This window comes from Aestuariicoccus sp. MJ-SS9 (genome assembly GCF_032586235.1).
Classification (GTDB): domain Bacteria; phylum Pseudomonadota; class Alphaproteobacteria; order Rhodobacterales; family Rhodobacteraceae; genus Aestuariicoccus.
In genome coordinates this window covers 14,568-40,736 of sequence record NZ_JAWHTD010000017.1, presented here as the reverse complement: position 1 = coordinate 40,736, position 26,169 = coordinate 14,568, and the positions used below count along the sequence as shown (strand labels likewise).

Sequence of the window (26,169 nt, the reverse complement as noted above, 5' to 3'; positions counted from 1 at the left end):
GCGCGTTCTATCCGACCCCGCGACCCTATGCCAGAGACCCCGATGGATCAATCCACTCTGCCCCGCCTGCCCTCCGCGCCCGCCCGGGCGCCGCGCCGCTCCGGCACGCCGCGGGTGGTGGCCGCGCTCATGCTGCGCGAGATGTCGACGACCTACGGCCGCTCAGCGCTGGGGTATCTCTGGGCGATCTTGGAACCTGTGGCGGGCATCATGCTGATGACGGCGATCTTTTCGCTGGGCTTCCGCTCACCCGGGATCGGCACCAGCTTTGCGCTGTTCTTCGCCTCGGGGATCCTGCCGTTCATGGGCTATATGGATATCAGCGGGAAGATCGCGGTTGCGCTGCGGTTTTCGAAATCCCTGCTGTTCTATCCGGGCGTGACCTTCATCGATGCGCTGATCGCGCGGCTGCTGATGAACGCCATGACGCAGATATTCATCTCGGCCTTCGTGCTGACCGGCATCCTGTGGCTTTACGATCTTGACGTGATCCTCGATCTGCCCGCCATCGCGCTGGCCTACGCCATGGCGGTGGCGCTGGCGGCGGGGGTCGGAACGCTCAACTGCTTCTTGTTGTCGCTCTACCCAGTGTGGGAACGCACCTGGGCAATCCTCAACCGGCCGATGTTCATCATCTCCTGTATCTTCTTTCTTTATGACACCGTGCCGATGCCCTATCGCGACTGGCTGTGGTGGAACCCGCTGGTTCATATCGTCGGACAGATGCGCAAGGGTATCTACGCCACCTATGACGCCACCTATGTCTCGCCGCTTTACGTCTTTCTGGTGGCGGGCGTACTACTGACCACCGGCCTCCTGCTGCTGCGCCGCTATCACCGCGACATCATCAACAACTGACCCGCGGTGCGTGCCGAGCGCGCACCCTAGGGTCGCCCAGATGGACGCCGCGCACATTCTCTGCTAGCGCACCCCGAGCAGGTAACCACACGGCAAGGATGGACATGGGCTGGCGCGGCTATATCGACAAGATACATGGATGCGTCTTCTTCTGGTCACAGAAGGCCGCCTGCACCACGCTCTTCGGCTTTCTGGCCGACAACATGACCCCCGCCCCCGCCCACAAGAAGTATTTCCACACACAGAGCCTGCCCTACCACCACTGCCTTCCCGCCATCAAAAGGCAGCGCCTGCAATCGGCCATCCTGGTGCGCCACCCCGTCACTCGCATCATCAGCGCCTATTTCAACAAGTTCTGCCTCTACCAGGGCCGGGTGCTGCGCACCCGCGACGATCTGGAGCCCTTCGCCCGCGATCTGCACGATCTCTATGGGCAGATCACCGGCGCCCCGCGCCAGGCCAACGTGATGACCTTCGAGGGCTTTCTCGACGCGGTGGCCCATCTGCACGCCAACCGCGACAAGCCCCGCCACCCGGTCAACGGCCATTGGGAGACCCAGGTGCCGCCCTTCCTGGTGGCCGAGGGCCTGCGCTACGATCACATCGTGCATGTGGAGCGGCTGGATGCCGAGATGACGGCGCTGGCGCGCGCGCTCGGCATGCGCTGGACGCCGCGAGCGATGAACCGCACCGAGCGCGGCGAAGGCCCCCTCCATCCCGGCTATCTCGGCGACGTGCCGGCCCGCGACGTGGCCGGCTATGCCTTCAGCTACGACAATTTCATCACCGACGCCACGCTGGCGAAGATCCACGCGCTCTATGCCACCGATTTCGAGATGTTCGGCTATCCGCTGAGGCCCTGAGCGCGCCGCCCCGGCCCCGGGGGTCAGAGGAAGGTGAAATCGTCGAGCGTCAGGTCGGCCGCCGCCACGCCTTCGATCAGGATCGTGTGACCCTGGTAATCGATCAGAGCGCCCTGGGCCGTGTCGGTGATGTTCAGCGCATCGACATAGCCCTGCAGGCCCGAGCCCGGCGCGTTCTCGACCCCGGTCATACGGAAGCTATCGACCCCGTCCTGGAAGTCGGTGATCACGTCGGCGTCGCCCGCGTTGAAGCCGTTGAAGACAAACGTATCGGCATTGGCCCCGCCGGTCATGGTGTCGTCGCCGTCGCCGCCGTTGATCGTGTCGCTGTCGTCGCCGCCCGAGATCACGTCGTTGCGCCCGCCACCCGCAAGGAAGTCGTCGCCCGCACCGCCGGTGATCGTGTCGTCGCCCTCGCCGCCGCCGGCGCTGTCGTTGCCCTGCCCGCCCGCGATCACGTCGGTGCCCGCGCCGCCGCCCATGTCGTCGGCGCCCAGACCGCCGGTCACCGTGTCCGACCCGAAGGACCCGCCCATGGTGTCCGACCCATCGTTGCCCGTCAGGCTGTCGTCGCCCGCGCCGCCGTTGACCACGTCGTCGCCCTCGCCGCCGTCGGCGCTGTCGTTGCCCTGACCGCCGCCGATGAAGTCGTTGCCCGACCCGCCGTCGATCAAGTCATTACCAAGTCCGCCGCCGATGAGGTCATTGTCCGCACCGCCATCGACCACGTCGTTGCCATCACTGGCCGCGATATTGTCGTTGCCCGCGCCGCCGTCCAGCACATCGGCCCCCGCGCCGCCCAGAAGCGCGTCGTTGCCGCCGTCGCCCGACAGCTGGTCGTTGCCGTCGTTACCTTCCAGCCGGTCGTCGCCGCCCGCGCCCGACAGCACGTCGTCACCGGTGCCGCCCACCAGCGTGTCGTCGCCCGAGGTGCCGGTCTGCGACACGGTCAAGAAGAGCGCGGAGTCGATGAACGACTCGTCGCCGGTCAGCGCAAAATCGAGCACCGCCGCCTCGAAGGCCGCCGTGCCCGGCACCAGCCCGGCCGCTTCCGCCGCGGCCTCGGCCGCGGCGCGCACCGCCGGGTCGAGGCTGTCGAGCGTGACCTCCTCGCCGGGGAAGGCCGCGTCGTAGAAGCCGTCGGTGGTTTCGCCCGCGTCATAGGTGAAAAGACTGTCGGCAGCGGCCACGCGCCAATCCTCGCGGTACTGGCCATAAAGATCGGCGAAGGCCACCGGCTGGGCCAGCACCGTGCCGTCGGCCAGAGCGATGTCGTTGGCCGGGTCGCCGTCGCCGTCGCCCAAGAGCCCCTCGAGACTGCCCAGCAGGCTTGCGTCCATGCGCAGGCCGATATCGACCCGGTCCTCCAGCACGCGCACGCTGAGCTGCGCGTCGCCGTCGCCCGCCACGCCATCGGCGCCGGGATAGACGATGCGATAGATGTTGCCCTCGCGAGTAATCAACCCGCCGCCCGCCACGTTGAGCGCCGCGCCGTCGGCCAGGTCGACCGCCGCACCGTCCACGGTCAGCGGGATGGCGTCGGCGGCATCGATCATCACCGCCGTGCCCGCAAGATTGGTGGCGATGGCGGCGTTGACGCTGACGTTGTCGGCCACCGGCACCATGCGCGCCTGGATCTCAAAGTCGCTGTCGGTGCCGCGCAGCAGAACGTATTCGCCCGCCGCCTGGAAATCATAATCTACTCCGTCGAGCGTGCGCAGATGCGGATCGCCCGCCACCCAGGCCTCGACCAGCTCATCCGGGAAGCGCGGCAGGACGAAATTGTCGAAGAAATCCTCGATCACGCCGGGATCGATCGTGCCGCCCTCGCCGACGATTGCCTGGGCCAGGATCGTGTCCTCGGGCACACCGTCGAGAACGGCGCGGATGGCGTCGAAACCGCTGGTTAGGATCGAGGTGTCGCCAGCCGCCAGATCGCTCAGCAGCGCTGTGGCCTGGGCGATCACGTCGTCCACCGTCACGCCTTCGGGCAGTTCGGCAGGGTCGATGACGGCGGTCAGCTGCTCTTCAAGAAGCGGGATCAACTCCTCCAGAAAGCTGAAATCCGTGGCCAGGATCGAGGCTTCGGCGGCATCGAGCAGCGCCAGGTACTCCCCCACCGTCAACGTCGTGGGATCAGCGCTGAAGGCCTGGGTCAGGTTCGCGTCACCCAGAAGCGCCGCCCCGGCGGACGCCAGCTGAGTCCAGGCGGTGAAGTCTTCGATCGTGGTGATTTCAGGGAATTCTGGAAACATCGGTGCGCAATCCTTTGGCAAACACGAGAGTTAAAAAAGGCATGCCGGCCCGGAGACCCGCATGCCGGTTGGCAGGGCCCGCACCAATGCGCGCGGGCCGGACCCTGATCTTAGAGGAAGGTGAAATCGTCAAGCGTCAGATCGCTCGCCGACACGCCCTCGATCAGCACGGTGTGGCCCTGATAGTCGATCAGCGCACCGCCGGCGGTGTCGGTGATGCCCAAGGCGTCGAGCTTGCCGGCGAGGCCCGTGCCCGGCGCGTTCTCGACACCCACCATGCGGAAGCTGTCGATGCCGTCCTCGAAGTCGGTGATGACGTCGGCGTCACCGTCCTTGAAGAAGTTCCACACGAAGACATCCGCACCGTCGCCGCCGGTCATGGTGTCGTCGCCATCGCCGCCGTTGATCGTGTCGTTGCCGATCCCGCCGTTGATGGCGTCGTTGCGCCCGCCGCCCGCGAGAAAGTCGTTCCCCGCGCCGCCGTTGACCACATCGTCGCCCTCGCCGCCGCCGGCGCTGTCGTCGCCGCCGCCGCCCGAGATCGTGTCCTGACCCAGGCCGCCGCCCATGTCGTCGTTGCCGGTGCCGCCGGTGACCTGGTCGGAGTTGAACGACCCGCCCATGGTGTCGTTGCCGTCGCCGCCGATCAGCACGTCGTTGCCGCCGCCGCCGTTTACCACGTCGTTGCCGTCGCCGCCGTCGACCGTGTCGTCATCGAGACCGCCGCCCATGAAGTCGTTGCCGGTGCCGCCGTCGAGGTCGTCACTGCCGGCCCCGCCGCCCATGAAGTCGTCACCGGCGCCGCCAATAGCGACATCGTCGCCGGACGAACTGCCGATGTTGTCGTTGCCCGCGCCGCCAATCAGCGTGTCGTTGCCGTCCTGGCCGAAGACACCGTCGTTGCCGGCCCCGCCGTCCAGGCTGTCGTCGCCGCCGCCGCCGATCAGCGTGTCGTCACCGTCGCCGCCGGTCAGCGTGTCGTCGCCGTCGGTGCCTTCGAACAATTCGCCCGGAACCCCTCCGTCGCTGATGATGCCGTCGAAGGAGATCGTGGTGTTGGTGCCGTCGTTCTCGACGTTGTAGGTGGCCTGCGAGAAATCGCCCAGCAGCGTGATGGTGCTGTCGCTCTCGCCATCGCCATCGGTGTCGATGTCGAGGATCAGCGAGCCCTGAGTGCCAGTTACATCGTCTTGGTCACCAACCCAGTCCTCGACGACGATCACATCGTCATCTTCGGCGCCGTCAATCTGGTCGCCGTCGAGTTCCTGCGCGGTGCCGCTGATCGTATCCGCGCCGCCAGTTCCGATTGAGTGGAGTTCCGGCGCGCCGTTGGCGTCGATCAGATCGTCGCCGACAGTGCCGTTGGACGGTACAAAGCTGCCGCCGGTCTCGAAATCCGACCCCTGGATATTGCCGACGAAGATCCCCGAATCATAAATCGAATCCCCGGTGTCGGCGACCCCGATGGTCACCGTGTTGATGCCCGGCTGCACCGGCGCGATCACGTTCAGCAGCACCGAGAAGCCGTCGTATTCGGTGTCGAAGGTACCGGTGAAAGGATCGTCGTCGGACCCATCGTCGCCGTTGTTGGTGTAGAAGTTGCCCGGCGTGTTGATCGATTCACCCGTGATCGACAGCGGCTGTTCGGGATCGTTGTTGAACAGCGCATAGTTCACGCCGTTCACATAGACCGCGGCGATGTCGACGAAGGAGGAGTTGACAAATTCGGGGAATTCGTCCGAGCCGAAGAAGACGTCGAAGCTGATCGAGGATTGATCGCCCAGGTCGGCGGCGTCGAAGGTGAAGGTGATCAGCGAGGCGTCATTGGTGCTGCCGGCACCGGGGAAGGCCTCCTGCGCCGTGGCGGTCAGCCGCGGATCGCCCGGCTCGTTCAGCACCTCCCGGAAGCTCGGCGAGGTGTTTTCGGTGCCGGGGCCCCCGCCCGAGCTGAGGAACACGCCGCGGTCGATGCCCACCACCTCGTTCGGCGTATCGCCCGAGATCTCGCGGATGGCATGGCCGTCTTCCAGCAGCGCCAGGCTTTCCACCGCGCCCACGTAATAGATGTCGATCGGCACGATACTGTCGTCGGCAAAGAGGAAATCGCCGATCGTCGGGAAATCCTGCGGCCCCAGGATCGTCTCGCCGATGCCCGGATCCGAGGCCAGCGCCGGGTCGAGCTGCAGGATCGTGTTGCCGCCGTCGGCGGTGGCCACCAGCCCGGCCGTTTCCGCGTCGCCGAACACCGTGTCAAAGAAGAACGACGCCTCGGGCGTGTCGTCGCCGGTGGTCTCGATCAGGATCTCGTTTTCCCCGGGCCCTTCGGAGATGCTGTCGGGCGAGATCCCCAGGAGGATGAGCAGGTCGCCAAAATCGAGCCCATTGATCGTGTCCTCGTTGAAATCCGACGGGGTGCCGCGGGTGATGTCGAGCCCGCCGCCGCCGTCGACGATATCGCCGTCGGGGACATCGGGCGTGGTGCCGCCGGGACCGCTGTTGATGTCGTCGTAACCCGGCCCGCCGAGGATGAAATCCTGCCCCGTCCCGCCCAGGATGGTGTCGTTGCCGAAGTTGCCGTCGATCGTGTCGTTGCCGCCCTCGCCGTCGATCGGATCGTTGCTGGGAAAGCCCAGGATGACGTCGGGTCCCGCGGTGCCGGCGAAGGGGTCGGGATCGACCACCGCACTGCTGGCGTCGCCGGGCGAGAATTCGATGCCGGGCGCGAAGGGCCCCGAGGGGATGTCGGAGACGGCCCCGTCGAAGAAAGTGATCACTTCGGTGTCGGTCGGCGGGTTGCTTGCGCCCACCGGATCGCCCGAGAGCACATAGACATAGGTACGTCCGCCAAAGCTGTTGTCGACGATTGTCAGGATCTGGGTGGTGTCGGGGCCGTTGGTGAATTCACCCATGCCCGCGCCCCACTGGTCGCTTTGCAGGTTAGGCAGCAGACCATCCAGAAGGATGCCGTAAACCTCACCCGAGGTGACGTCGAGCGCGCCCGAGATATCGGCCGGATCGGTGCTGGTGCCGGGGGTGAAGGTCACGCCCAGATCGTCGGAGCCCTGAATTTCGAGGGTCGAGCTGGACACGGCGGTCGGGCTGTCCGTGGGACCGGAAAAGCTGAAACCGGTGAGGGTATAAAGACTTGGCATGGTGAAATCCTCGCTATGTGTCGGATTTCCGGGCCGGAACAGCGGCAATCGCAGCAGCTATGGAAATCCGGTTTCTATCAAAAAACAAACCCGAAGACGCCCTGTAAACAGCCGCACCCCCCGGTCCTTCCGCGGTCATGCTAGGAAAGGGGGCGGCACGGGTCAACGGTTTTCCCGCCCGCGCCGCCCCCGGTTTTCGCGGCAATCCGCCTCAGAGGAAGGTGAAATCCTCCAGCCCCAGATCGGCGGCCACGACGCCCTCGATCAGCACAATGTGGCCCTGATAATCGATCTGCGCGCCGCCCGCGGTGTCGGTAATGTTCAGTGCCGCCAGCTTGCCTTGCAGGCCCGATCCCGGCGCGTTTTCGACGCCCACCATGCGCAAGCTGTCGACCCCATCGGCGAAGTCGGTGATCACGTCGGCATCGCCGTCCTTGAAGAAGTTCCACACGAACACGTCCTCGCCGCCGCCGCCGGTCATGGTGTCGTCGCCGTCGCCGCCGTTGATGGTGTCGGCGCCGCTGCCGCCGTCGATGAGGTCGTCGCGCCCGCCGCCCGCAAGGAAGTCGGCGCCGCTGCCGCCTTCGATGCTGTCGTTGCCCTCGCCGCCGCCGACGCTGTCGTCGCCGTCGCCGGCCAGCACGGTGTCCTGACCCAGGCCGCCGCCCATGTCGTCGTCGCCCTCGCCACCCTCGACGCTGTCGGCGTTGAACGACCCGCCCATGGTGTCGTTGCCCGCGCCGCCCAGCAGCACGTCGTCGCCGCCGCCGCCATTCACCACGTCGCCGTCGTCGCCGCCGTCCACGGTGTCGTTGCCCAGACCGCCGCCCATGAAGTCGCGGCCCGCGCCGCCGGTCATCAGGTCGTTGCCCAGGCCGCCGCCCATCAGGTCGTCGCCCGCGCCGCCGTGGGCCTCGTCATTGCCGTCGCTGGCAGCGATGTTGTCGTTGCCGTCGCCGCCCAGCAGAGTGTCGTCGCCGCCCTGCCCCAGCACCGCGTCGTCGCCCGACCCCGCGTCGATCAGGTCGCGCCCGTCGCCGCCCTCCAGCCGGTCGTCGCCGGCGCGGCCGACGATGGTGTCCTGGCCCGCCAAACCGTCGATCGTGTCGCCCAGAACGCCGCCTGTCAGCGCGTCCGGCCCCGGCGTGCCGGTCAGCACCAGCGCCTCGGGCTCTTCGGTCGCGACCGTCTCGTCGATGGTCTGCGGCACCTCGACCGCGGATTCCAGGAAACTGCTGTCGCCGGTCAGCGCGAAATCCAGCACCGCGTTTTCAAAGTTCGGCGTGCCCGGGGTGAGCCCCGCATTGGTCGCCGCCTCTTCGGCCGCCGCCAAGAGCTCGGGGTCCAGATCGTCGAGGCTGACCGCCGCGCCGGGGAAATCCTCGTCGTAAAAGCCCGCCAGGCTCTCGCCCTCGTCATAGGTGAAAAGGCTCTGTTCGGCGCTGGTGACGCGCCAGTCGTCGCGGTACTGGCCATAGACGTCCTCAAAGACCAGCGGGCGCGCCAGCGGCGTGCCGTCCGCGAGCGCGATGTCGTTCGAAGCATCGCCGTCGCCGTCGCCCAAGAGCCCCTCGAGGCTGCCCAGAAGCGCGTCGTTGAGACGGATGTCCAGATCGACCCGGTCCTCGCGCACCGTCACGATAAGCTGGCTGTCGCCGTCGCCCACCACGCCGTCCGCACCGGCATAGACCACCGTATAGGTGTCGCCCTCGCGGTAGACGCGGTCGTCGCCCACCTCGACAAAGCCGAAGTCCTCGATCTCGGTCGGCACGCCGCCGATGTGCAGCGGCACCTCGTCGGTGGCGTCGATCATCACCGCCGTGCCGCCCAGATTGGTGGCCACCGCGGCGTTGACGCTGACGTTGTCGGCCACCGGCACCATGCGCGCCTGGATCTCGAAATCCGACTCCGTGCCGCGCAAGAGCACGTATTCCCCCGCCGCCTGGAAGTCATAGCCCACGCCATCCAGCGTCGAGAGGTGCGGATCGCCCGCCACCCAGCCGCCAGCGTCCTCGGGCTGCAGCGGCACCACCGATTCCACCACGCCGCCGTTGCGCACGAAGAATTCCCACAGCCCCACCAGCCCGGTGTTGCCCGGGATCACGTCGAGGCTCAGCATCGCGTCCTGGTCGCCCGATTGCGGCAGCTCGAAGAACTCGTCCGCCTCGCCCGACCCGGCGGTGTAGCCCGCCCGCGCCACCGTGCCGCCCAGCCCGTTGACCCCGCCCGAGGCGCTGCCGGTGGTCCAGTTGACCGCCTCGTAGCGGAACTGGATGTCGAAATCGCCGCCGCCCTGATCGGTCAGGATCAGCTGGAAGGCGTTCAGCAGATCGGTGCGGTTGCTGTAATAGCCCACGTCGTCCCAGGTGATGACGATCTGGTCGGTGACCTCGTTGAAATCCCAATAGACCAGGTTGGTGCCCATGGAATTGCCGCCCGGCGTCGGGCTGGCCGCGCCGCCGCGGGTGTCCACATCGGCGAAATAGGGGCTGATCTCGGGGTTGTTGGACACGTCGGTGATCGGGCTCGGGGTATAGGTGCCGCGCGGGCCGCCGAAGGTGATCGAGCCGTTGTTGTTGATCCAGAAACCCGAATAGACCGTGCCGAAGAAGTTGATGCCGTCCTCGAAGATCGCGCTGGCGTCGATCTGGGCGGTAAAGCCGTCGTCGTTGGCCGGCAGCACGTTCTCGCCGAACCCCACGTCGCCGCCCAGCCCCGAGACCAGCCCGGGGCTGCCGCTCAGCGGGTTGAGCGCGGCATCGGTCAGATCGCCGTTGGAGAACTGGATCCGCTCGACATCGACCAGCGTGGTCTCAGTCCCGGCGGGGTCGCGCAGCACCCTTGTGCCGGCGTTGACCGACACGATCTCGTAATCCTCGGGCGCGCCGATCATGGCGACGGTGTCGACGCCCGGCCCGCCGTTCAGCGTGTCGGCGCCGCCGTTGCCGTCAAGCGTGTCGTTGCCATCGAGCCCCGAGAGCGAATCCGCCCCCGCGCCGCCGTTCATCACGTCGTTGCCGGGCGTGCCCGGCAGGGTCAACGCGATGGGCGCCAGCGCGGTGCCGCTGGAATCGACCACGTCGAAGAGCACGTTGCGCGCCACGCCCGGAAAGCCCGAGCCGACATCGCTGGGGGTGGCCCCGGCCAGGTAGGTGTCGATATCCAGCCCCGCGATATGCATCAGCGCGGTGATGTAGCTGTTGGAATTCTGCCCCTCCAGCGTCTCGCCGGGGGCGACGCCGGTGCGGTAGTCGATGCTCTGGGTGGCGAAGAAATCGCGCGCATTGGTCAAGAGCTGCCAGACCTCCTCGACCGTGCGGTCGGGGCCCACGTCGATCTGGACGCGGGCGTAGTTTTCCGCGTCGCCATAGCCGGGCGTGGTGGTGTGATCGGTGGTGGCGGGCACCACGATCCAGTCGCCGCTGGCGGCGGTGGGCGATTGCACCTCGATCTCGAATTCGTTGCCCGCGTCGTCGATATAGACCAGTTGCAGATGGCCGTAATCGGTGATGGAAACCTCGTTCCCCGCCAGGTAAAGTTCCGCCATAATCTCTTCCTCTCAATCCCTGAATGGTGTCGGTACAGCCCCGGGCGGACCCGCCCGGAGCGAAATTCTACTGGCGCAAAAGCGCCGCGTCGGTGTGCAGGACCCGCCCCCCGGCCGAGAGCGTCAGCCCCAGCGACAGCGCATAGGCCCCCTGCGTCACCGCCGGCGCCAGCGGCAGCGGGCGGCGTTGGGCCGCCCAGGTGCCGGTCAGTGACACCCCAGGCCCGTCGGTGTTGAAAAGCATCAAGGTGCCCGCGGGCCGCTCCTGCCGCGCCACCGGATCGAAGCCCAGCCCCTCCAGCCAGCCCTGCACCGCCGCGGCGCCGCCCGTATCGGCGGCGCGCTGTGCGGCGCGCGCGGCGCAGATCCGCAGCTCGGCCAAATCGGTGAAGGCGTCCCAGTTCAGCCCCTGCCCTGCGTCCTCGCAGACCGGGCTCCGGGCCAGCGCCGCGCTCAGCTCGGCATGTCCGGGCCGGTCGCTGGGGATGCTCAGCGGCTGGCCCCAGAACAGCACTGCGGCCCCGGCGGGGGCCGGGGCGTCGCGGTTGTCTGGCATGTCTCCCCCCATGGTTCCCCGCGCCACAAGCACGGCCAGAAGGGCCGCGAGCGCCAGAAAGGGAACACTTCTGAAAAACCTGGTCACAAGGAACGATCCGAATTGGCCGCCGTAATAGGGCTACCTTACCAGACCGCCCTTGCCGGTCCAGACAAACCTTGCCGCGCGGGGGGCGCCTCCGGGCTCAGACGAAGAGCATGTCGCCGGGGTCGAATTCGGATTCGATCACCCCCAGCAGATGGATCTCGTGCCCGCCCAGCTCCAGCAGGACGCCGGGCAGATCGTCGATCACCGCAAAGCTCACATCCACCGCCGCGACATTGCCGCCGGTAAAGCGGATCGTGTCCACCCCGACCTCGAAATCGACGATCATGTCGAACTCGCCGTCGCGCGGGTCATTGAAGACGAACATATCCGCGCCCGCGCCGCCCATCAGCGTGTCGTTGCCCGACCCGCCGTTGATCGTGTCGCTGCCCAGACCGCCGATCACCAGATCGTCGCGCCCGCCGCCCGCAAGGAAGTTCGCCCCGTCGAAGCCCTCGATCACGTCGTTGCCCTCGCCGCCGCCGATGATGTCGTCACCGAGCCCGCCGAAAAGGTAATCCTGACCCGTGCCGCCGCCCAGGCTGTCGTTGCCGGTGCCGCCATAGACGCTGTCGTTGCCGAAAGAGCCCCCGGCGGTGTCGTTGCCCGCCTGCCCGTCCAGCAGATCGTCGCCCGCGCCGCCGTTGACGATGTCGTTGCCGGTGCCGCCCAGGACGCTGTCCTGGTCCATGCCGCCGCCGATGATGTCGTTGCCCGCACCGCCATAGATGGTGTCGTTGCCCAGGCCGCCGCCGATGCTGTCGGCGCCGAAATCACCGGTGATGCTGTCGTCGCCTGCGCCGCCCGCCAGGGTGTCGGCGCCCTCGCCGCCGCCCAGCGTGTCCTGGCCCGCGCCGCCCGAAAGCTGGTCGTTGCCGGTGCCGCCGCGCAGGTTGTCGCCCGCATCGGTGCCCACGGCAAAGATCGGCGGGTCGGGCAGCACGCCGATGGTGTAAAGCTGCACGCCGCCGGACACCGCCTCGACAAAGAATTCCGCCTGGCTGAAGTTGCCGAAGATCAGCGTGCGGCTTTCGGCGGTGCCGTCGCCGTTCAGATCGACCACGATCTCGGCCTGCTGGTCATCGGCCGTGACGCTGACCGCGGCGGGGTCAAAATCCTCGGTCCAGAGCAAGAGGTCGTTGTCGCCCCAGCCGTTGATCACGTCGTTGTCGAGCTGCGCCAGGCTGCCGCGCACCAGGTCGCGCCCGCCCACCAGATCGACGATCTGCGGCGCGATGTTGAGATCGAAGACATCGTTGTCCTGGGTGCCCGGCACGTTGACGAAACTGCCGAAGGCGTCGATGTCCGAGCCCGCCAGGTTGCCCACCCAGAGCCCCGAATCGTAGATCGAATCCCCGGTGTCGGCGATGCCGATGGTGACCGTGTTGGTGCCCTCGACCACCGGCGCCAGCACCGTCAGCAGCGCCGAGATGCCGTCATATTCGGTGTCGAAAGTGTCGTTGCCGTTGGAAAAGAAATTGCCCGGGGTGTTGATGCTTTCGCCGACGATCGACAGCGGCTGTTCGGGGTCGTTGTTGAAGAGCGCGTAGTTCTGCCCGTTGACGTAGACCGCCGCGATATCGACGAACGAGCTGTCGGCGAATTCGGGATATTCGTCCGACCCGAAGAAGACGTTCAGCGCCAGCGTCTCCTGGCCCTCTTCCAGCAGGCTGGAATCGAAGGTGAAGGTCAGCACTGCCGCATCGTTGGTGCCGCCCGCGTCCTCGAAGGCCGCCGCGACCGCCGCGTCGAGCAGCGCATTGCCCGGGGTGCCCAGGTTCTCGCCGAAACTGGTCGAGGTGTTCTGCGTGCCCGGCCCGCCGCCGGTGGTCAGGAAGATACCGTTCTCGATCCCGACGCTGATCGCGCCGTCGGTGACGGTGTAGCCCTCGGGCAAAAGCCCGATGGCGTCGGGCGAGCCCTGGTAGTCGATGCTCAGCAGCGGCGTGTTCTCGGTCCCGAAAAGCGCGTCGCCAATGGCCGGGTCGGCGCGGCTGGCGATGTCGTCGCCCACCGGCGCGCGCACGCCGGTCAGCGGCGTGGTGTCGCCCGAGGGCGCCTCGACCCCGCCCGCGGTGTCGGGCAGGGCAATGGCCTCGAGCGCCGAAAGCGGCACCTCGACCCCGCCGTCGAAGCGGAACGTCTCGATCCCGGTATAGACGTCGGAACCTGTGTCCGTGGGGTTGTCCGCATTCGCCACGATGCGCAGGCTGCCGTCCTCGCGCAGGAAGTAATCGTAGCGCGAGGGCGTGCCGGACAGAATGGCGACATCCGATCCCGCGCCGCCCTCGATGATGTCGTCGCCGCCCGCGCCCTCAAAGATGTCGTCGCCCGCGCCGCCGGTCATGGTGTCGTCCAGATCGGATCCGCGGATCGTCTCCATCCCGGTAAAGCTCGTGAGGCCGCCGTTCTCCAGCGTGAAGGCCCCCGTGCCGCTGGCCGAGGTGGTCACCGTCATGGCCTGATCCAGCGTCTCGCCGCTCAGCTGGTCGCCGCCCGCGCCGCCCGCCAGGACATCGTCGCCGGTGCTGGCCAGCACGACATCGTCGCCCGCGCCGCCCGCAAAGACATCGTCGCCGCCCGCCCCCGCGAAGGTGTCGTTCAGATCCGAGCCGACGATCTCTTCGATGCCGAAAAAGCGGTTCTCTTCGTCAATGCGCGCCGCGCCGGTCGCGGCGTCGATCAGCGCGACCGTGCCGATGCCGGCATCGGTCAGGACCACGTTGGTGCCGGTGACGATGTAGGTGCCCTCCGCATCGGTGGTCGTCGTGGTCAGGGCGCTCATGTCGAGGATGTCGCGGTCGGCCGGGGCCTGCGGCTCGGTGCCTGCCTGATCACCGAAATAGGCGTCGCTGCCCGTCGACAGAACCAGCGTGTCGTCGCCCGCGCCGCCCACCAGCGTGTCGTCGCCACCCTCGCCGTCGAGCGTATCGTTGCCGTCGCCGCCGTTGACCAGATCCGCGCCGTCCCGGGCCAGCACCAGGTCGTCGCCCGCGCCCGCCTCGATCACGTCGATCTCTTCGCGCCCGAAGATCGTGTCGTCGCCCTCGGTGCCCAGCTCGGGCGCGGGTTCGGGCACCGCAATGGCCTGCATGGTGGCCAGCGGCACGTCGACGCCGCCGGCAAAGCTGAAAAGCTCGACATTGCGGTAGATGTCGTCGCCATCCGCCGAGAGCACGCGCAGCGACCCGTCCTCGCGCAAAAAGATCACCGCCTGCGACGGGGTCTCCGGCAGCACCGCCGTGTCAAAGCCCGCGCCGCCGTCGATCACGTCCGATCCCTCGCCGCCGGTCAGCACATCGTCGCCCGCGCCGCCCACCAGCGTGTCGTCGCCACCCTCGCCGTCGAAGACATCCGCGCCCCCGGCGCCGGTCATGACGTCGCCGAACTCCGACCCGCGGATCGACTCGACCTCGGCAAAGCCGGTCACGTCGCCGTTGTCGAGCACCAGCGCGCCGCTGCCCGCGCCGGTCATGGTCAGAACCATCGCCTGGTTCAGGTCCTCGCCCGACAGCAGGTCGCCGCCCGTGCCGCCCGTCACCGTGTCGTCGCCGGTGCCGATCATCAGAATGTCGTTGCCCGCGCCGCCTGTCAGGTCGTCGTTGCCCGCGCCGCCCGACAGCAGGTCCGCGCCGTCGCCGCCCTCGAAGGTGTCGTCGCCACCCGCGCCCGCGATCACGTCGCCCAAGCCCGAGCCGATCACGACCTCGATGCCGAAGAACCGTGCGTCGTAAAAGGTGCCGGTGGCGGTGCCCTCTCCGGCATCCGCAAAGATCACCTCGATCCCCGAGATCGTGGCGCCCATGTCGAGCACGTCGCGCCCGCCCGGCACGGTCGACACCACCTGTTCGCCGAAATAGGCGTCGTTGCCTGCCGACAGCACGAAGATGTCGTCGCCCGCGCCGCCCACCAGCGTGTCGTTGCCATCCTCGCCGTCGAGCGTGTCGTTCCCCGCGTCGCCGTAGACCAGATCGTCGCCGTCGCCGGCCAGCACCACGTCGTCGCCCGCGCCCGCCTCGATCACGTCGACCCCGTCCAGGCCGTTGATCGTGTCGGCGTCGCCGGTGCCGGTCAGCGTCTCGGGGGCGTCGGTGCCGTCGATCACCGCATGGCGGGTCAGGGCCAGCGGGCCGTCTGTCGTGTCCTTGGACATTCTGCTCTCTTTCCTCGTTCATCCCGGGGCGCAGGCCCGAGGCCTGCCACTCGGGGATGTTTTTATTATGGCCGGAATCCTAGAAACTGTGCCGCTGCGCTGTCAAACGCGAAAGGCCACCGCGCGCCGATTGGCGGCCCGGGCGCTTTGTTTTCGCCACAGGGTGGGGCCGGGACGCGGCCATCCGGCCTGTCCCTTCGCGCCCCGGTCATGCGAACGGCGCCCCGGGACGGGGCGCCGCAAGACCCGTTTCGGGCCGGATGAGAGCCTGTTTCAGGCTCAGACGAAGAGGAAATCCTCGGCCCCCAGATCGGCCTCCGCGACGCCTTCGAGCACGATGGTGTGGCCGTCATTGACGATCTGCGCGCCCGCGGCGGTGTCGGTGATGGTGAGCGCCTCGAAATCGCTCTGGCCGTCCTCGGTCTCCACGTCCTTGAGCCGCAACAGGTCGATGCCGTCCTCGAAATCGGTGATCAGGTCGACCTCGCCGTCGTTGAAATGGCGGAAGACGAAGACATCCGCCCCTTCGCCGCCGGTCATGGTGTCGTTGCCCTTGCCGCCGTTGATCGTGTCGTTGCCGGTGCCGCCGTCGATCAGGTCGTCACGCCCGCCGCCGGCGAGGAAGTCGTCGCCCGCATCGCCATTGATCGTGTCGTCGCCCTCGCCGCCGCCGGCATGATCGTCGCCTTCGCCGCAGGCGATGTCGTCGGTGCCCGCGCCGCCGCCCATGTTGTCGTGACCGTCGCCGCCGTCGACGCTGTCGCTGCCGAAGGAGGCGCCCATGGTGTCGTCGCCGGTGCCGCCCGACATGGTGTCGTCGCCCGCGCCACCGTTGACCACGTCCTCGCCATCGCCGCCGTCGGCGCTATCATCGCCCAGGCCGCAGCCGATCACGTCGTCACCCGCGTCGCCCGACATGGTGTCGTTGCCCAGGCCTCCGCCCATCACGTCGTTGCCGCCGCCGCCATGGGCATGGTCGTTGCCCGCGCCGGCGCCCATGTGGTCGTCGCCCGCGTCGCCTTCCAGGCTGTCGTCGCCCTCCTCGCCCCAATGGTACGAGATGTCATGCGCGGCGACGTAATGGGCCATGACCTCGGCCGACACCTGGGCGGGCAGTTCCTGCAGCAGCGCGGGCACGAAGGTGCCGTAGCCCTCGGCCACCTCGTACCAATGGTCGGTGTCGGGGTCCTTGGCATAGACCGACCATTCCGGCGCGCCGTGGCCGTGTTCGGTCTTCAACACGAAGCCTTCGATCAGGGTATAGCTTTCGTCGTCCTCGATCTCCTCGGGGTCCAGCGTGCCGTCGTCCTCGACCTCGGAAACCGCGATCACCGCGGCGGTGTCGTCGAATTCGAAGTGATAGGCGTCGGGATCGCCGCCGTCGTCTTCCTCACCATCGTCCTCTTCATCGTCCTCGGAGTCGTCGCCGTCATCCTCTTCGTCGTCGCCGGAGTCGTCCTCTTCCTCGTCGTCCCAGACGGGCGGCACCGTGACACCGGCCAGCCCGTCCAGCACCGCCGGGTCGAAGACGCCGTCGCCATCGGCCACCTCGTACCAATAGCCGGTCTCGGGATCCTTGGCGTAGACCTCCCATTCGGGAGTCAGGCCGGTCTCGGTCTCGACTACGAAACCGTCGATCAGCGCATAGCTTTCATCGGGGTCGATCTCCTCGGGCTCCAGCGCGCCGCCCGGGCCCACCTCGAAGACCGCCGTGACCGTGCCGTCATCGGCAAACTCGAAGACATAGGCGTCGATATCCTCGCCCTCCTCTTCCTCGTCGTCCTCGACGGGCGGCACCGTGACATCTGTCAGCCCGCCGAGCACCGCCGGGTCGAAGACGCCGTCGCCATCGGCCACCTCGAACCAGTAGCCGGTCTCGGGATCCTCGGCATAGACCTCCCATTCGGGGAAGGGGCCGCTGTCGATCTCGACGACGAAGCCGTCGATCAGCTCATAGCTTTCGTCCGCATCGGGGGTCTTGGGGTCGAGCGTGCCGTCCTCCTCGACCTCGAAAATGCCGGTGACGATGCCCGCCGCATCGAATGAAAAGGAATATGCGTTTTCCATCTGGTCCCTCTCGTGTCGCGCCTTGGATATGGGCCCCTTGGTGCCGCCAAAGCGGCCCCGGCGCCATGACCCGGGGGTTTAAAACCGCCCCTGCGGGCCGGAATAGACCGCAGGTTTATGGCGATTTTATGCCAACCGGTCGGATCGCGCCCCCGCCCCGCTCAGACGAAGAGGAAGTCGCCCGCATCGAGATCGGCGGCATCGACCCCGTCGACGTCGATCCGGTGGCCGCCGTACTGCACCACCGCGCCGAAGCTGCCGTCGGTGATCGACAGGGCGGCGAACTTGCCGGCCAGCCCCTGGCCCTCGACCCCGCTCAGGCGGATCAGGTCGAGCCCGTCCTGGAAGTCGAGGATGATGTCCCATTCGCCGCCCACCAGGTCGTTGAAGATGAAGATATCCGCGCCCGCGCCGCCGATCAGGTCGTCGTCCCCCAGCCCGCCGTTGATGCGGTCGCCGCCGGCGCCGCCGTCGATCGTGTCGTTGCGCCCGCCGCCCGCCAGGAAGTCGGCCCCGGTGCCGCCGAGCACCAGGTCGTCGCCCTCACCGCCGCCGATGCTGTCGTCGCCGTCGCCGCCGTCGAGCGTGTCGCGGCCGGTGCCGCCGCCCAGGCTGTCGCCGCCGTCGCCGCCCTGCACGTCGTCGTTGTTGAAACCCGCACCCATGGTGTCGTTGCCGGTCCCGCCGGTCAGCACGTCGTCGCCGGCGCCGCCGTTGACGATGTCGTTGCCCGCACCGCCGTCGGCGGTGTCGTCGCCCTGGCCCGCGCCGATGGTGTCGTTGTCGGCCCCGCCCGAGATGCTGTCATTGCCGAGCCCGCCGCCGATCTCGTCGTTGCCCAGCCCGCCGAGGATGGTGTCGTTGCCGGCCGATCCGGCCAGCAGGTCGTCGCCCGAGCCGCCATTGAGGCTGTCGTTGCCGCCCTGCCCGAAGAGCGAATCCTCGCCCGCGTCGCCGGTCAGCGTGTCGCCCCCCTCGGTGCCCACCTGCAGGCCGCCCTCGCCGGTCGCGCCGCCGGTGCCCAGCAGCGTGTCCAGATCGACCGTGCCGTCGCTGAAGGTGAAGAACTCGACCCCCGACACCACGTCGGTGCCCAGCGTGTCCGACACGATGCGCACCGATCCATTGCCCAGATCGGTGACCGTGGCGCTGCCGCGGGCGATGGCGAAAACCGCATTGTCGGCGCTGCCACCGCCGCCCGCCAGCGTGTCGTCGCCCGCGCCGCCCTCCAGCGTGTCGGCGCCCAGCCCGCCGCTCAGGCTGTCGTTGCCGGTGCCGCCCTGCAGGTCGTCGTTGCCGTCAGCGCCCACAACGGTGTCGTCGCCCGCCCCGGCGCTGACGTGGTCATTGCCGCCGAGCGAGTCGATGCTATCGTCGCCGCCGGTGCCGGTCAGGATGTCGTCGCCCTCGGTCGGGGCGGCGGGCTCGACCGTGTCGTCGCCCAGCAGCTGCGCCGCGGTGAAGGTGCCGTTGGAGAACTGGAAGAGCTCGATGTTGCGGTAGTAATCGGTGCCCAGGGTCGAGGCGATCACCAGCGTCGCGCCCTCCTGGCTGACGGTGACCGAATTGCGCGTGACGTTGAGCACCACGGTGTCCTCGCCCCCCAGCCCGTCGATCGTGTCGTTGCCGCCGCGCCCGATCAGGCGGTTGTCGGCGGCATTGCCGACGATGCTGTCGTCGCCCGACCCGCCGATGGCGTTCTCGATCGTGGTGTCGACGTCGATCACTATGCCACCCACGGTGCCGCGGATGTCCGACACCGCGCCGGGGCGCAGGTCGATCTTCTGGTCGCTGGCCACCGGGGCGAGGTTCACCGTGTCGATGCCGCCGGTGTCGAAGATGGTGAAGGACACCGGCCCGCCGGTGTAGAAGCTGCTGTCCTGGGTGCCGCCGTCGAAGATGATGCCGAAGAGCGTGCCCAGCCAGCCGTCAACGTTGGATTCCGACCCCCAGACCGTGTCCCCGGTATTGGCGGCGGGCCGGCCGTAGATCCCGTGCACCGCCACCAGGTCGGCCAGCATCGGCGTCAGGATCGTTGGATCGTCGCCCGCGACATTGGGATTGTCGTCGGGGTTGAAATAGCTCATCACCGAATAGAGCGTGCTGTCGTTGGAATGGATGTTGTCGTCGCCGTAGGTCGCGACGCCGTCATAGGGACCGGGATGGCCCAGACCCAGCGCATGGCCGATCTCGTGCAGGTAGGTCTGGTAGGAATAGCTGTCGATCGTGGTGCCGTTGTCGGTCAGCCACTGGGTGCTGATGTTGACGGTCGCGCCAGGTATCCCCGCACTCGGGTTCGGGGCTGTCACACCGGTCTCGGGGTTGTAGTAGGCCGGCCCCGCGAAAGCCCCGGATTGGTCGTCGCTGAAAAGGATACCCGGTGTCGCGTCGCTGGTCTCCTGGAAGGTCACGCCGATGGCGTCCTCCCAGGCCTCGAGCGCCCAGCGGGCCAGCTGCTTGCCCGCGGCGGTCAGCGCATCCAGGTTCACCGTGATCGTCGTGGTGTCGAAATAGATCGGCGAGGGCGTGCCCCAGTCGATCTCGGCGATATAGGTGGCGGCCTGCTGGACGGTGTAGAACTCGGTCGCCGCCATCAGCTGGTAATCACCGGTCTCGGAGTCGAAGCTTTCCACCTCCAGGTAATAGGTGCCGCTGGAGGGGGCGGTGAACTGCACCACCGAGAATTGATTGCCCGGGAACGGGGGATCCGCAGGAACAATATCGTCCACACTCGCCAGCACCCCGCCGCCGGTGCCATGCACCGTCAGCACGGTATCGTTCAACCCGTCCGTCCAGCCGCCCGTGCCCCAGGCCGAGAAGACGTAGTTCTCCCCGCCCGACAGGCTGACCGCGATCCAGTCGCTGTCGCTGCCCGACGAGATCGTGCCGGAAAAGACATCGCCCACCGACATCGTATAGGCGGTGCCCGTGCCCGCCGTCGCATCCGACCCTTCGCTCAGGTTGGCGGTGCTGACCGCCTCGCGGACCGCGGCATAGCCGGCCAGCCCGGTGGGGTCGGTCAGCGGCACGCCCGCCGCCGCATCCACCAGAACCCGTTCGTAGGAGGAGCAAATGGTGCACATGAGAGGATCGCCTGTTCTGCTGGTCTGTTTTTATCGCTGGTCAAAGTGGTGTCAGCCCGGCGGGCGCTTGTCCATCTTAACCGCGGGCCGGGCCCGGATATCCGCGAAATCTTGCGGATATGTGACCAAGTCGGGTCAAATTCGGGCCGATTTGCGCCCTCGGCTCAGGTCAGGACCATGTCGTCGGGACCGATCGCCGCGGCATTGACGCCCTCCAGCACGATGACATGGCCACCCCAGGCGATCTCGGCCCCCGCGGCCCCGTCGGAGATCTGCAATTGCGCGAATTTCGCCGCCTGGCCCTGCCCCGGCAGACTGGCCAGGCGCAGCGTGTCGATCCCGTCCTGGAAATCCTTGATCACGTCGGTTTCGCCGCTGACCAGCGCGTTGAAGACGAAGACATCCGCGCCGCCGTTGAGCCGGTCGCCCCCGCCTCGCCGCGCAGCACATCGTCGCGCCCACCGCCCGCCAGGAAATCGGCCCCCTCGCCCCCCAGCACACGGTCGTCGCCCTCGGCCCCCGCCACGGTGTCGTCGCCGCCATGCCCGCGCAGGGTGTCGTCGCCGCCGCGCTCGCCGATCATGTCGGCCCCCTCCCCACCCTCGAGCACATCTGCCCTCACGCCGCCCTCGAGCACGTTGACCGCAGGCGGCGACGCGGGGCCCGGCTGGGGCGGCGGCGCTGGTTCCGGCTGGGGTTGGGGGGAAGGCGCCGGATCGGGGTCCGGCGCCGAGGGCAGCGGATCGGGGCCTGGCACACTGCCCGGGAACGGGTCGGGATCGGGCGGCGGATCGGCCACCTGCAGCGGCCCGGTCTCGACCGCGATGCGGGCAGTGCCCGCGGCCAGAAGCTGCGCGACATGCCCGGCACTCAGGCTCGCGCCGTTCCAGCTGCGCAACTCCAGCTCTTCGCCGCCGAATGTGATCACAGCGCCCCAAAAGGTGCTCTCCACCTCAATCTGATCGGCGCTTTAGAGGAACGGCCAGAGCGACAGGTCGAGCAGATCCTGCCCCGGTCGGATATCCGTGATCACATCGCAACGGCCATCGGCGCGAAGCAGGAAGATATCCGCCCCCGCCCCGCCCGAGAGCGTGTCCTGTCCCGGCCCGTCGCTGATCAGGTCGCGGCACGCGCCGGACGTGAACGATAAAAGATCGTCGCCGCCGGTGCCCGTGACCTCGCCCGCACCCTGGGCGACCACCGCGCCAGGACTGAAATCGATCCTGTAAAAGCACAATCCCGCCTCGGTGGCCGAGGTCGTCAGCACCGCGATGCCCTCCTCGACTGCAACTGCCCCCAGCGCCGAGACATTGTCGAGCGCCAGATCGGTCCTGTCCTCGAGGCTGTGATCGTGCACCAGGCGGCCCTTTGCGGTCAGCCGGAAGAGGCTGAGGCCGTCGCCCTGCCCATTTGTGATCACAAATACCTGACCGCCGCTTTCGACACTGGCAGATGCGCCGCCCCGGCGAAGCGGGTCGGCAGGGCGTCGCCCACATGATCGGTCACGCTCAGCCCGCCCGTGTCGGAGACCGCAAAAACCGTTAGGCTGGAGGATCCCCTGGCCGCGGCGATCAGGTATTCGCGCCCGTCCACCTCCCCCGCCTCGAGCGCGGTCAGGCCCTGCACCGGCACACTGTTGGGCTGGCCCAGATGCGCCACCGGCGTCAGGCCGCCGCCGCTGTCCAGCCGCACCACGCTGACGCCGTGTTCGCTGGCCGAGGCGGCGGCGACGAAGACCCCCTGCGCCGTGCCGAGGACCGCCAGATCCGACACGTGGTCGAGGTAGGCATTGGCGCTGTCGCCGCGCGTGAGCGTAGCACCTGGCATCCTCGCCCCGTTCGCAGCGATCGCGGTGATCCCCGCGCCGTCGGCCCGGGCGGCGATGTAGAACGCCTGCCCGCCCGCGCTGGCGCAGACGAGCGTGATCAGATCGGCACTGCTGCGCCCCCTGCCCCAGCATCGCCTGGGTGGCGGTGGAGGCCCCCTGCGCCACCTCGAACATCTGCGGCGCGACGCTGCCACCCGTGCCGTTCACGCTCAGCGCCACGCGCGCGCCCGGCAGGTGCCAGTCGGCGCCGCCCATGTCGAGGCCATCGCTCAGGTCGGCCATCCGCGTGACCCCGGCGGCATGGTCGGTCACTGCCAGAAAATGGCTCTGATCCACCGCAACCGGCGTGATCAAGCCATATATCAAAGGGTCTTCAAATCCGGCCGGCACATAGGTGCCCGCCGGTTCCAGCCGCAACGCCATCCCGCTTATCCCCCAACGCGTCCCCGCGCTTCGAGTTCAGAATGGCGGCCCCGGCTTCAGGGGCTTTTAACGAATTTTGGCGGAAATACGACGTTCCGGTAGAGTTCAATTCAAAGCCGCGCGCATGCCGTCCGGCGCGGTGCGCGCAAAGCGCACACCCTACGGCAGCGGCGCCTTCGCCACGAGCCCGGCCAAAAGCGCGTCATGGGCCGCGTCGTCGAGCGGTGCGTCGCGGCGCGACATGGCGCGCGGGGCGCCCGGCCCCTGTGCGGTGTCGATGCGCGCGCTGAAGGCCTGTGGGCCGGCCTGCAGCACCACCAGCGTCAGGTCGGCGTTTTCAGGCTCTGTGATGGCCCGAACGGGCCGTTTCGCGGCGAAACGGACGGCCTCGGCGAAGCGGTCGCAAAGGCCGTTTGGCAGTGCGGTCTTGGCGCTTTGGGCCACGCAGGCCACGGTCAGGGGTGTCTGGCTCATGCCCATGCCTCCTGTCGTCATCGCCAGCGCCAAGGCCAGCGCGGCGCGCCGGTTCACGCCCGGCCCTTGCGCAGGTCGTCAAAGCCGCGCAGTTCGGCCACCAGCGCGCCCATGCGCTCCACGGGGATCATGTTGGGCCCGTCGCTGGGGGCGTTGTCGGGATCCTGGTGCGTCTCGATGAAAAGCGCGCTCACCCCCACCGCGCAGGCCGCGCGCGCCAGCACCGGCGCGAATTCCCGCTGCCCGCCCGATGTCGCGCCCTGCCCGCCCGGCTGCTGCACCGAATGGGTCGCGTCGAAGACCACCGGATAGCCCGTCGCCGCCATCGTGGGCAGGCCGCGGAAGTCGCTGACCAGGGTGTTGTAGCCGAACGAGGTCCCCCGGTCGCAGAGCAGGATCCGCCGGTTGCCGGTGCTGGCGATCTTGGCGGCGACGTTGCCCATGTCCCAGGGGGCCAGGAACTGGCCTTTCTTGACGTTGATCGCCGCGCCGGTTTCGCCGGCGGCCAGCAGGAGGTCGGTCTGGCGGCAGAGGAAGGCGGGGATTTGCAGCACGTCGCAGACCTCTGCGGCGGGGGCGCATTGGTCAGGCAGGTGCACATCGGTCAGCACGGGGCAGCCGAATTCGTCCCTGATGCGGCCCAGGATCTCGAGCCCCCTCTCCATCCCGAGCCCGCGTTCGGTGCCGATGGACGAGCGGTTGGCCTTGTCGTAGCTGGCTTTGAATATAAAACGCGTGCCGGTGGGGGCGCAGGCCTCGGCGATGCGGTCGGCCATCATCCTTGCGTGCTCCAGGCTTTCGAGCTGGCAGGGCCCGGCGATCAGCGCGAAAGGGTTGGCGCCGCCGATGGCGATGTCGCCCAGGCGGACGATTTCAGAGCCAAATCCATCCATTAGAGACCTCTCAGCGCGGATTCGATGCGGGGAATGTCGTGCGGGTTGTTGAGTTCCCAGAAGACCCGGCCACGGCCTTCGACCGTCACGCAGGCCACCGGCACCCCGTGTTCGAGAAAGCGCAGCTGTTCGAGCCCCTCGAGCCGCTCGAGCGTGCCTTCGGGCCATTGGCCATAGGCCATCAGGGCCGCGGGGCGGTAGGCATAGACGCCGACGTGGTGGAAGACCGGGATCGGGTCGGGCAGCTTGCCCGGGTCGATATAGGGGATCACTTCCTTGGAGAAGTAGAGCGCATGGCCGTTCGCTGCGAACACCGCCGTGGTGCCGCCGACCCGGCCGGTCTTGCGGTCTTCGGTGAAATGGCCGTAGGTCTGCGCGTCGCAGCGCAGCACCGGGGTCGCGACCTGGGCGGAGGGATCGGCCTGCATGGCGGCGATCAGATCCTCGATGAACCAGGGCGGGGTCAGCGGCGCGTCGCCTTGCAGGTTGACCACCAGATCGGTGTCGAGCCCGGCGTTTTCCAGCGCCTCGGCGCAGCGTTCGGTGCCGTTGCGCGCGGCGTTCGAGGTCATGATGACCGAGGCGCCGAAGCTGCGTGCGTGCGCGGCGATGCGGTCGTCGTCGGTGGCGACATAGACGCCCGAGACGCCGCGCACCTGGGTCGCGGCCTCCCAGCTGAGGCGGATCAGGCTCTTTCGCTCGCCCGAGGGCAGGGTCAGTTCGGCCAGCGGCTTTCCGGGATAGCGGGTCGAGGCATAGCGGGCGGGAATGACGATGACCGGTTTCATGCCACACCTGCGCGCAGGCAATCGTGGATGTGCAGCACGCCCACCGGGCGGCCCGCGTCGTCGATCACCAAGAGCACGCTGATCTTGCGGTCGTTCATCAGCGCCAGCGCCCGGGCGGCGAGCGTGTCGGGGGTGACGGTGACCGGATGGCGGGTGGCGATCTGCCCGGCGCTGCGGCGCATCAGATCGTCCATGTTGCGGCGCAGATCGCCATCGGTGACGATGCCCAAGAGCGCACCGTCCTCGGCCACCACGGCGGCGATGCCGAAGCCTTTGGAAGACATCACGAGCAGCGTGTCGGACATCGGGCTTTCGGGATCGACCAGCGGCAGGGCGGGGGGCCCGTGCATCAGCTCGGCCACATGGGTCATCTGCGCGCCGAGCTTGCCGCCGGGGTGGAAGTCGCGGAAATGGTTCGCATCGAAACCCCGCGCCTTCATCAGCGCCACCGCCAGCGCATCGCCAAGCGCCAGCATCATCGTGGTCGAGGTGGTGGGGGCCATGCCGTTGGGGCAGGCCTCGGGCATGGCGGGCAGGGTCAAGCGCTGTTGGACGGCGCGCATCAGGGTGCTGTCGGGCCGCGAGGACATGCCGATCATCGGGATGCCGAAGCGGGTGCAATAGGCGATCTCGTCGGCCAGTTCGGGGGTCTCGCCGGAATTGGAGAGCAAGAGCACCACGTCGCCCTCGGCGATCATGCCCAGATCGCCGTGGCTGGCCTCGGCGGCGTGGACGAAATAGCTGGGGGTGCCGGTGCTGGCGAGGGTGGCGCTGACCTTGCGGGCGACATGGCCGGACTTGCCGATGCCCGACACGATGACCCGGCCGCGGCAGGACAGGATCAGATCGACGCTCGCTGCGAAATCGGGCGGCAGACGGTCCGCCAGCGCGGTCAGCGCCTGGGCTTCGAGCGTCAGCACATCGCGCGCGGCGGTCTGGTGCGAAGAGGGCAGGGGGGCGGTGTCGGGCATCGTGTCATCCGGAAGCTTGGGGCCGGGATAGCAGAGGATGCGCGTGGACGGAATGGCAAGATTTTCCGGCGGTGCTCATCCGCCCTGGCGGGCGTCTTCGCGAGGAAAGGCCGCAAGGGCTTGACGAGCGGCGCGGTATAGGTCCGATCCGGACCAAATGTTTCGCGCGCGAAA

General features: G+C 68.0%; 17 protein-coding genes. 2 read left to right on the top strand and 15 right to left on the bottom strand.

The window, feature by feature from the left end:
- Positions 1-42: 42 nt before the first annotated feature.
- Positions 43-858, top strand: coding sequence for an ABC transporter permease (locus RXV88_RS12845; protein WP_410468825.1), 816 nt, complete (start codon positions 43-45; stop codon positions 856-858).
- A 98-nt stretch (positions 859-956) separates the two neighbouring features.
- Positions 957-1,721 (top strand): sulfotransferase family 2 domain-containing protein, encoded by a 765-nt coding sequence (locus tag RXV88_RS12840; RefSeq protein ID WP_316293453.1) that lies wholly within the window; start codon positions 957-959, stop codon positions 1,719-1,721.
- Between the two features lie 23 nt (positions 1,722-1,744).
- On the opposite strand, the gene RXV88_RS12835 is transcribed toward RXV88_RS12840, so the two are convergent.
- The 15 genes from RXV88_RS12835 to RXV88_RS12765 all read right to left on the bottom strand — a co-directional run bounded on the left by RXV88_RS12835 (position 1,745) and on the right by RXV88_RS12765 (position 25,995).
- Positions 1,745-3,976: a VWD domain-containing protein gene (locus RXV88_RS12835; RefSeq protein ID WP_316293451.1), complete on the bottom strand. Its 2,232-nt coding sequence runs from the start codon at positions 3,974-3,976 to the stop codon at positions 1,745-1,747.
- A 110-nt stretch (positions 3,977-4,086) separates the two neighbouring features.
- Positions 4,087-7,128: a choice-of-anchor L domain-containing protein gene (locus RXV88_RS12830; RefSeq protein WP_316293449.1), complete on the bottom strand. Its 3,042-nt coding sequence runs from the start codon at positions 7,126-7,128 to the stop codon at positions 4,087-4,089.
- A 211-nt stretch (positions 7,129-7,339) separates the two neighbouring features.
- The gene (locus RXV88_RS12825) at positions 7,340-10,675 is read right to left on the bottom strand and encodes a nidogen-like domain-containing protein (RefSeq protein ID WP_316293447.1); all 3,336 of its coding nucleotides are present in this window, start codon (positions 10,673-10,675) and stop codon (positions 7,340-7,342) included.
- A 67-nt stretch (positions 10,676-10,742) separates the two neighbouring features.
- Entirely contained in the window at positions 10,743-11,231 is a 489-nt protein-coding gene (locus RXV88_RS12820; protein ID WP_316293444.1) for a hypothetical protein, read from the bottom strand.
- 184 nt (positions 11,232-11,415) lie between these two features.
- Positions 11,416-15,468, bottom strand: coding sequence for a choice-of-anchor L domain-containing protein (locus RXV88_RS12815; protein ID WP_316293442.1), 4,053 nt, complete (start codon positions 15,466-15,468; stop codon positions 11,416-11,418).
- 279 nt (positions 15,469-15,747) lie between these two features.
- Positions 15,748-17,535 (bottom strand): calcium-binding protein, encoded by a 1,788-nt coding sequence (locus RXV88_RS12810; protein ID WP_316293440.1) that lies wholly within the window; start codon positions 17,533-17,535, stop codon positions 15,748-15,750.
- Positions 17,536-17,696: 161 nt separating this feature from the next.
- Positions 17,697-20,618 carry a M10 family metallopeptidase C-terminal domain-containing protein gene (locus RXV88_RS12805; RefSeq protein ID WP_316293438.1) on the bottom strand — a complete coding sequence of 974 codons (2,922 nt, stop codon included), beginning with the start codon at positions 20,616-20,618 and terminating at the stop codon, positions 17,697-17,699.
- A 164-nt stretch (positions 20,619-20,782) separates the two neighbouring features.
- Complete coding sequence (locus RXV88_RS12800) at positions 20,783-20,980, bottom strand: hypothetical protein (RefSeq protein ID WP_316293437.1); 198 nt, start codon at positions 20,978-20,980, stop codon at positions 20,783-20,785.
- Entirely contained in the window at positions 20,977-21,546 is a 570-nt protein-coding gene (locus RXV88_RS12795; protein WP_316293435.1) for a hypothetical protein, read from the bottom strand. Before RXV88_RS12795 ends, RXV88_RS12800 begins: the two co-directional genes overlap by 4 nt.
- Before the next feature lie 42 nt (positions 21,547-21,588).
- Positions 21,589-22,038, bottom strand: a complete 450-nt coding sequence (locus RXV88_RS12790) for a hypothetical protein (protein ID WP_316293433.1) — start codon at positions 22,036-22,038, stop codon at positions 21,589-21,591.
- A complete protein-coding gene (locus RXV88_RS12785) occupies positions 22,035-22,445 on the bottom strand; it encodes a hypothetical protein (RefSeq protein ID WP_316293431.1) in 411 nt (136 codons plus the stop codon). The genes RXV88_RS12790 and RXV88_RS12785 overlap by 4 nt, the downstream gene beginning before the upstream one ends.
- A 583-nt stretch (positions 22,446-23,028) precedes the next feature.
- The gene (locus RXV88_RS12780; RefSeq protein ID WP_316293429.1) at positions 23,029-23,343 is read right to left on the bottom strand and encodes a hypothetical protein; all 315 of its coding nucleotides are present in this window, start codon (positions 23,341-23,343) and stop codon (positions 23,029-23,031) included.
- A 53-nt stretch (positions 23,344-23,396) separates the two neighbouring features.
- Positions 23,397-24,236, bottom strand: coding sequence for a 3-deoxy-8-phosphooctulonate synthase (gene kdsA, locus RXV88_RS12775; RefSeq protein ID WP_316293427.1), 840 nt, complete (start codon positions 24,234-24,236; stop codon positions 23,397-23,399).
- Positions 24,236-25,024 (bottom strand): manno-octulosonate cytidylyltransferase, encoded by a 789-nt coding sequence (locus tag RXV88_RS12770; RefSeq protein ID WP_316293425.1) that lies wholly within the window; start codon positions 25,022-25,024, stop codon positions 24,236-24,238. The genes kdsA and RXV88_RS12770 overlap by 1 nt, the downstream gene beginning before the upstream one ends.
- Positions 25,021-25,995, bottom strand: coding sequence for a KpsF/GutQ family sugar-phosphate isomerase (locus RXV88_RS12765; protein ID WP_316293424.1), 975 nt, complete (start codon positions 25,993-25,995; stop codon positions 25,021-25,023). The genes RXV88_RS12770 and RXV88_RS12765 overlap by 4 nt, the downstream gene beginning before the upstream one ends.
- Between the last annotated feature and the right edge of the window lie 174 nt (positions 25,996-26,169).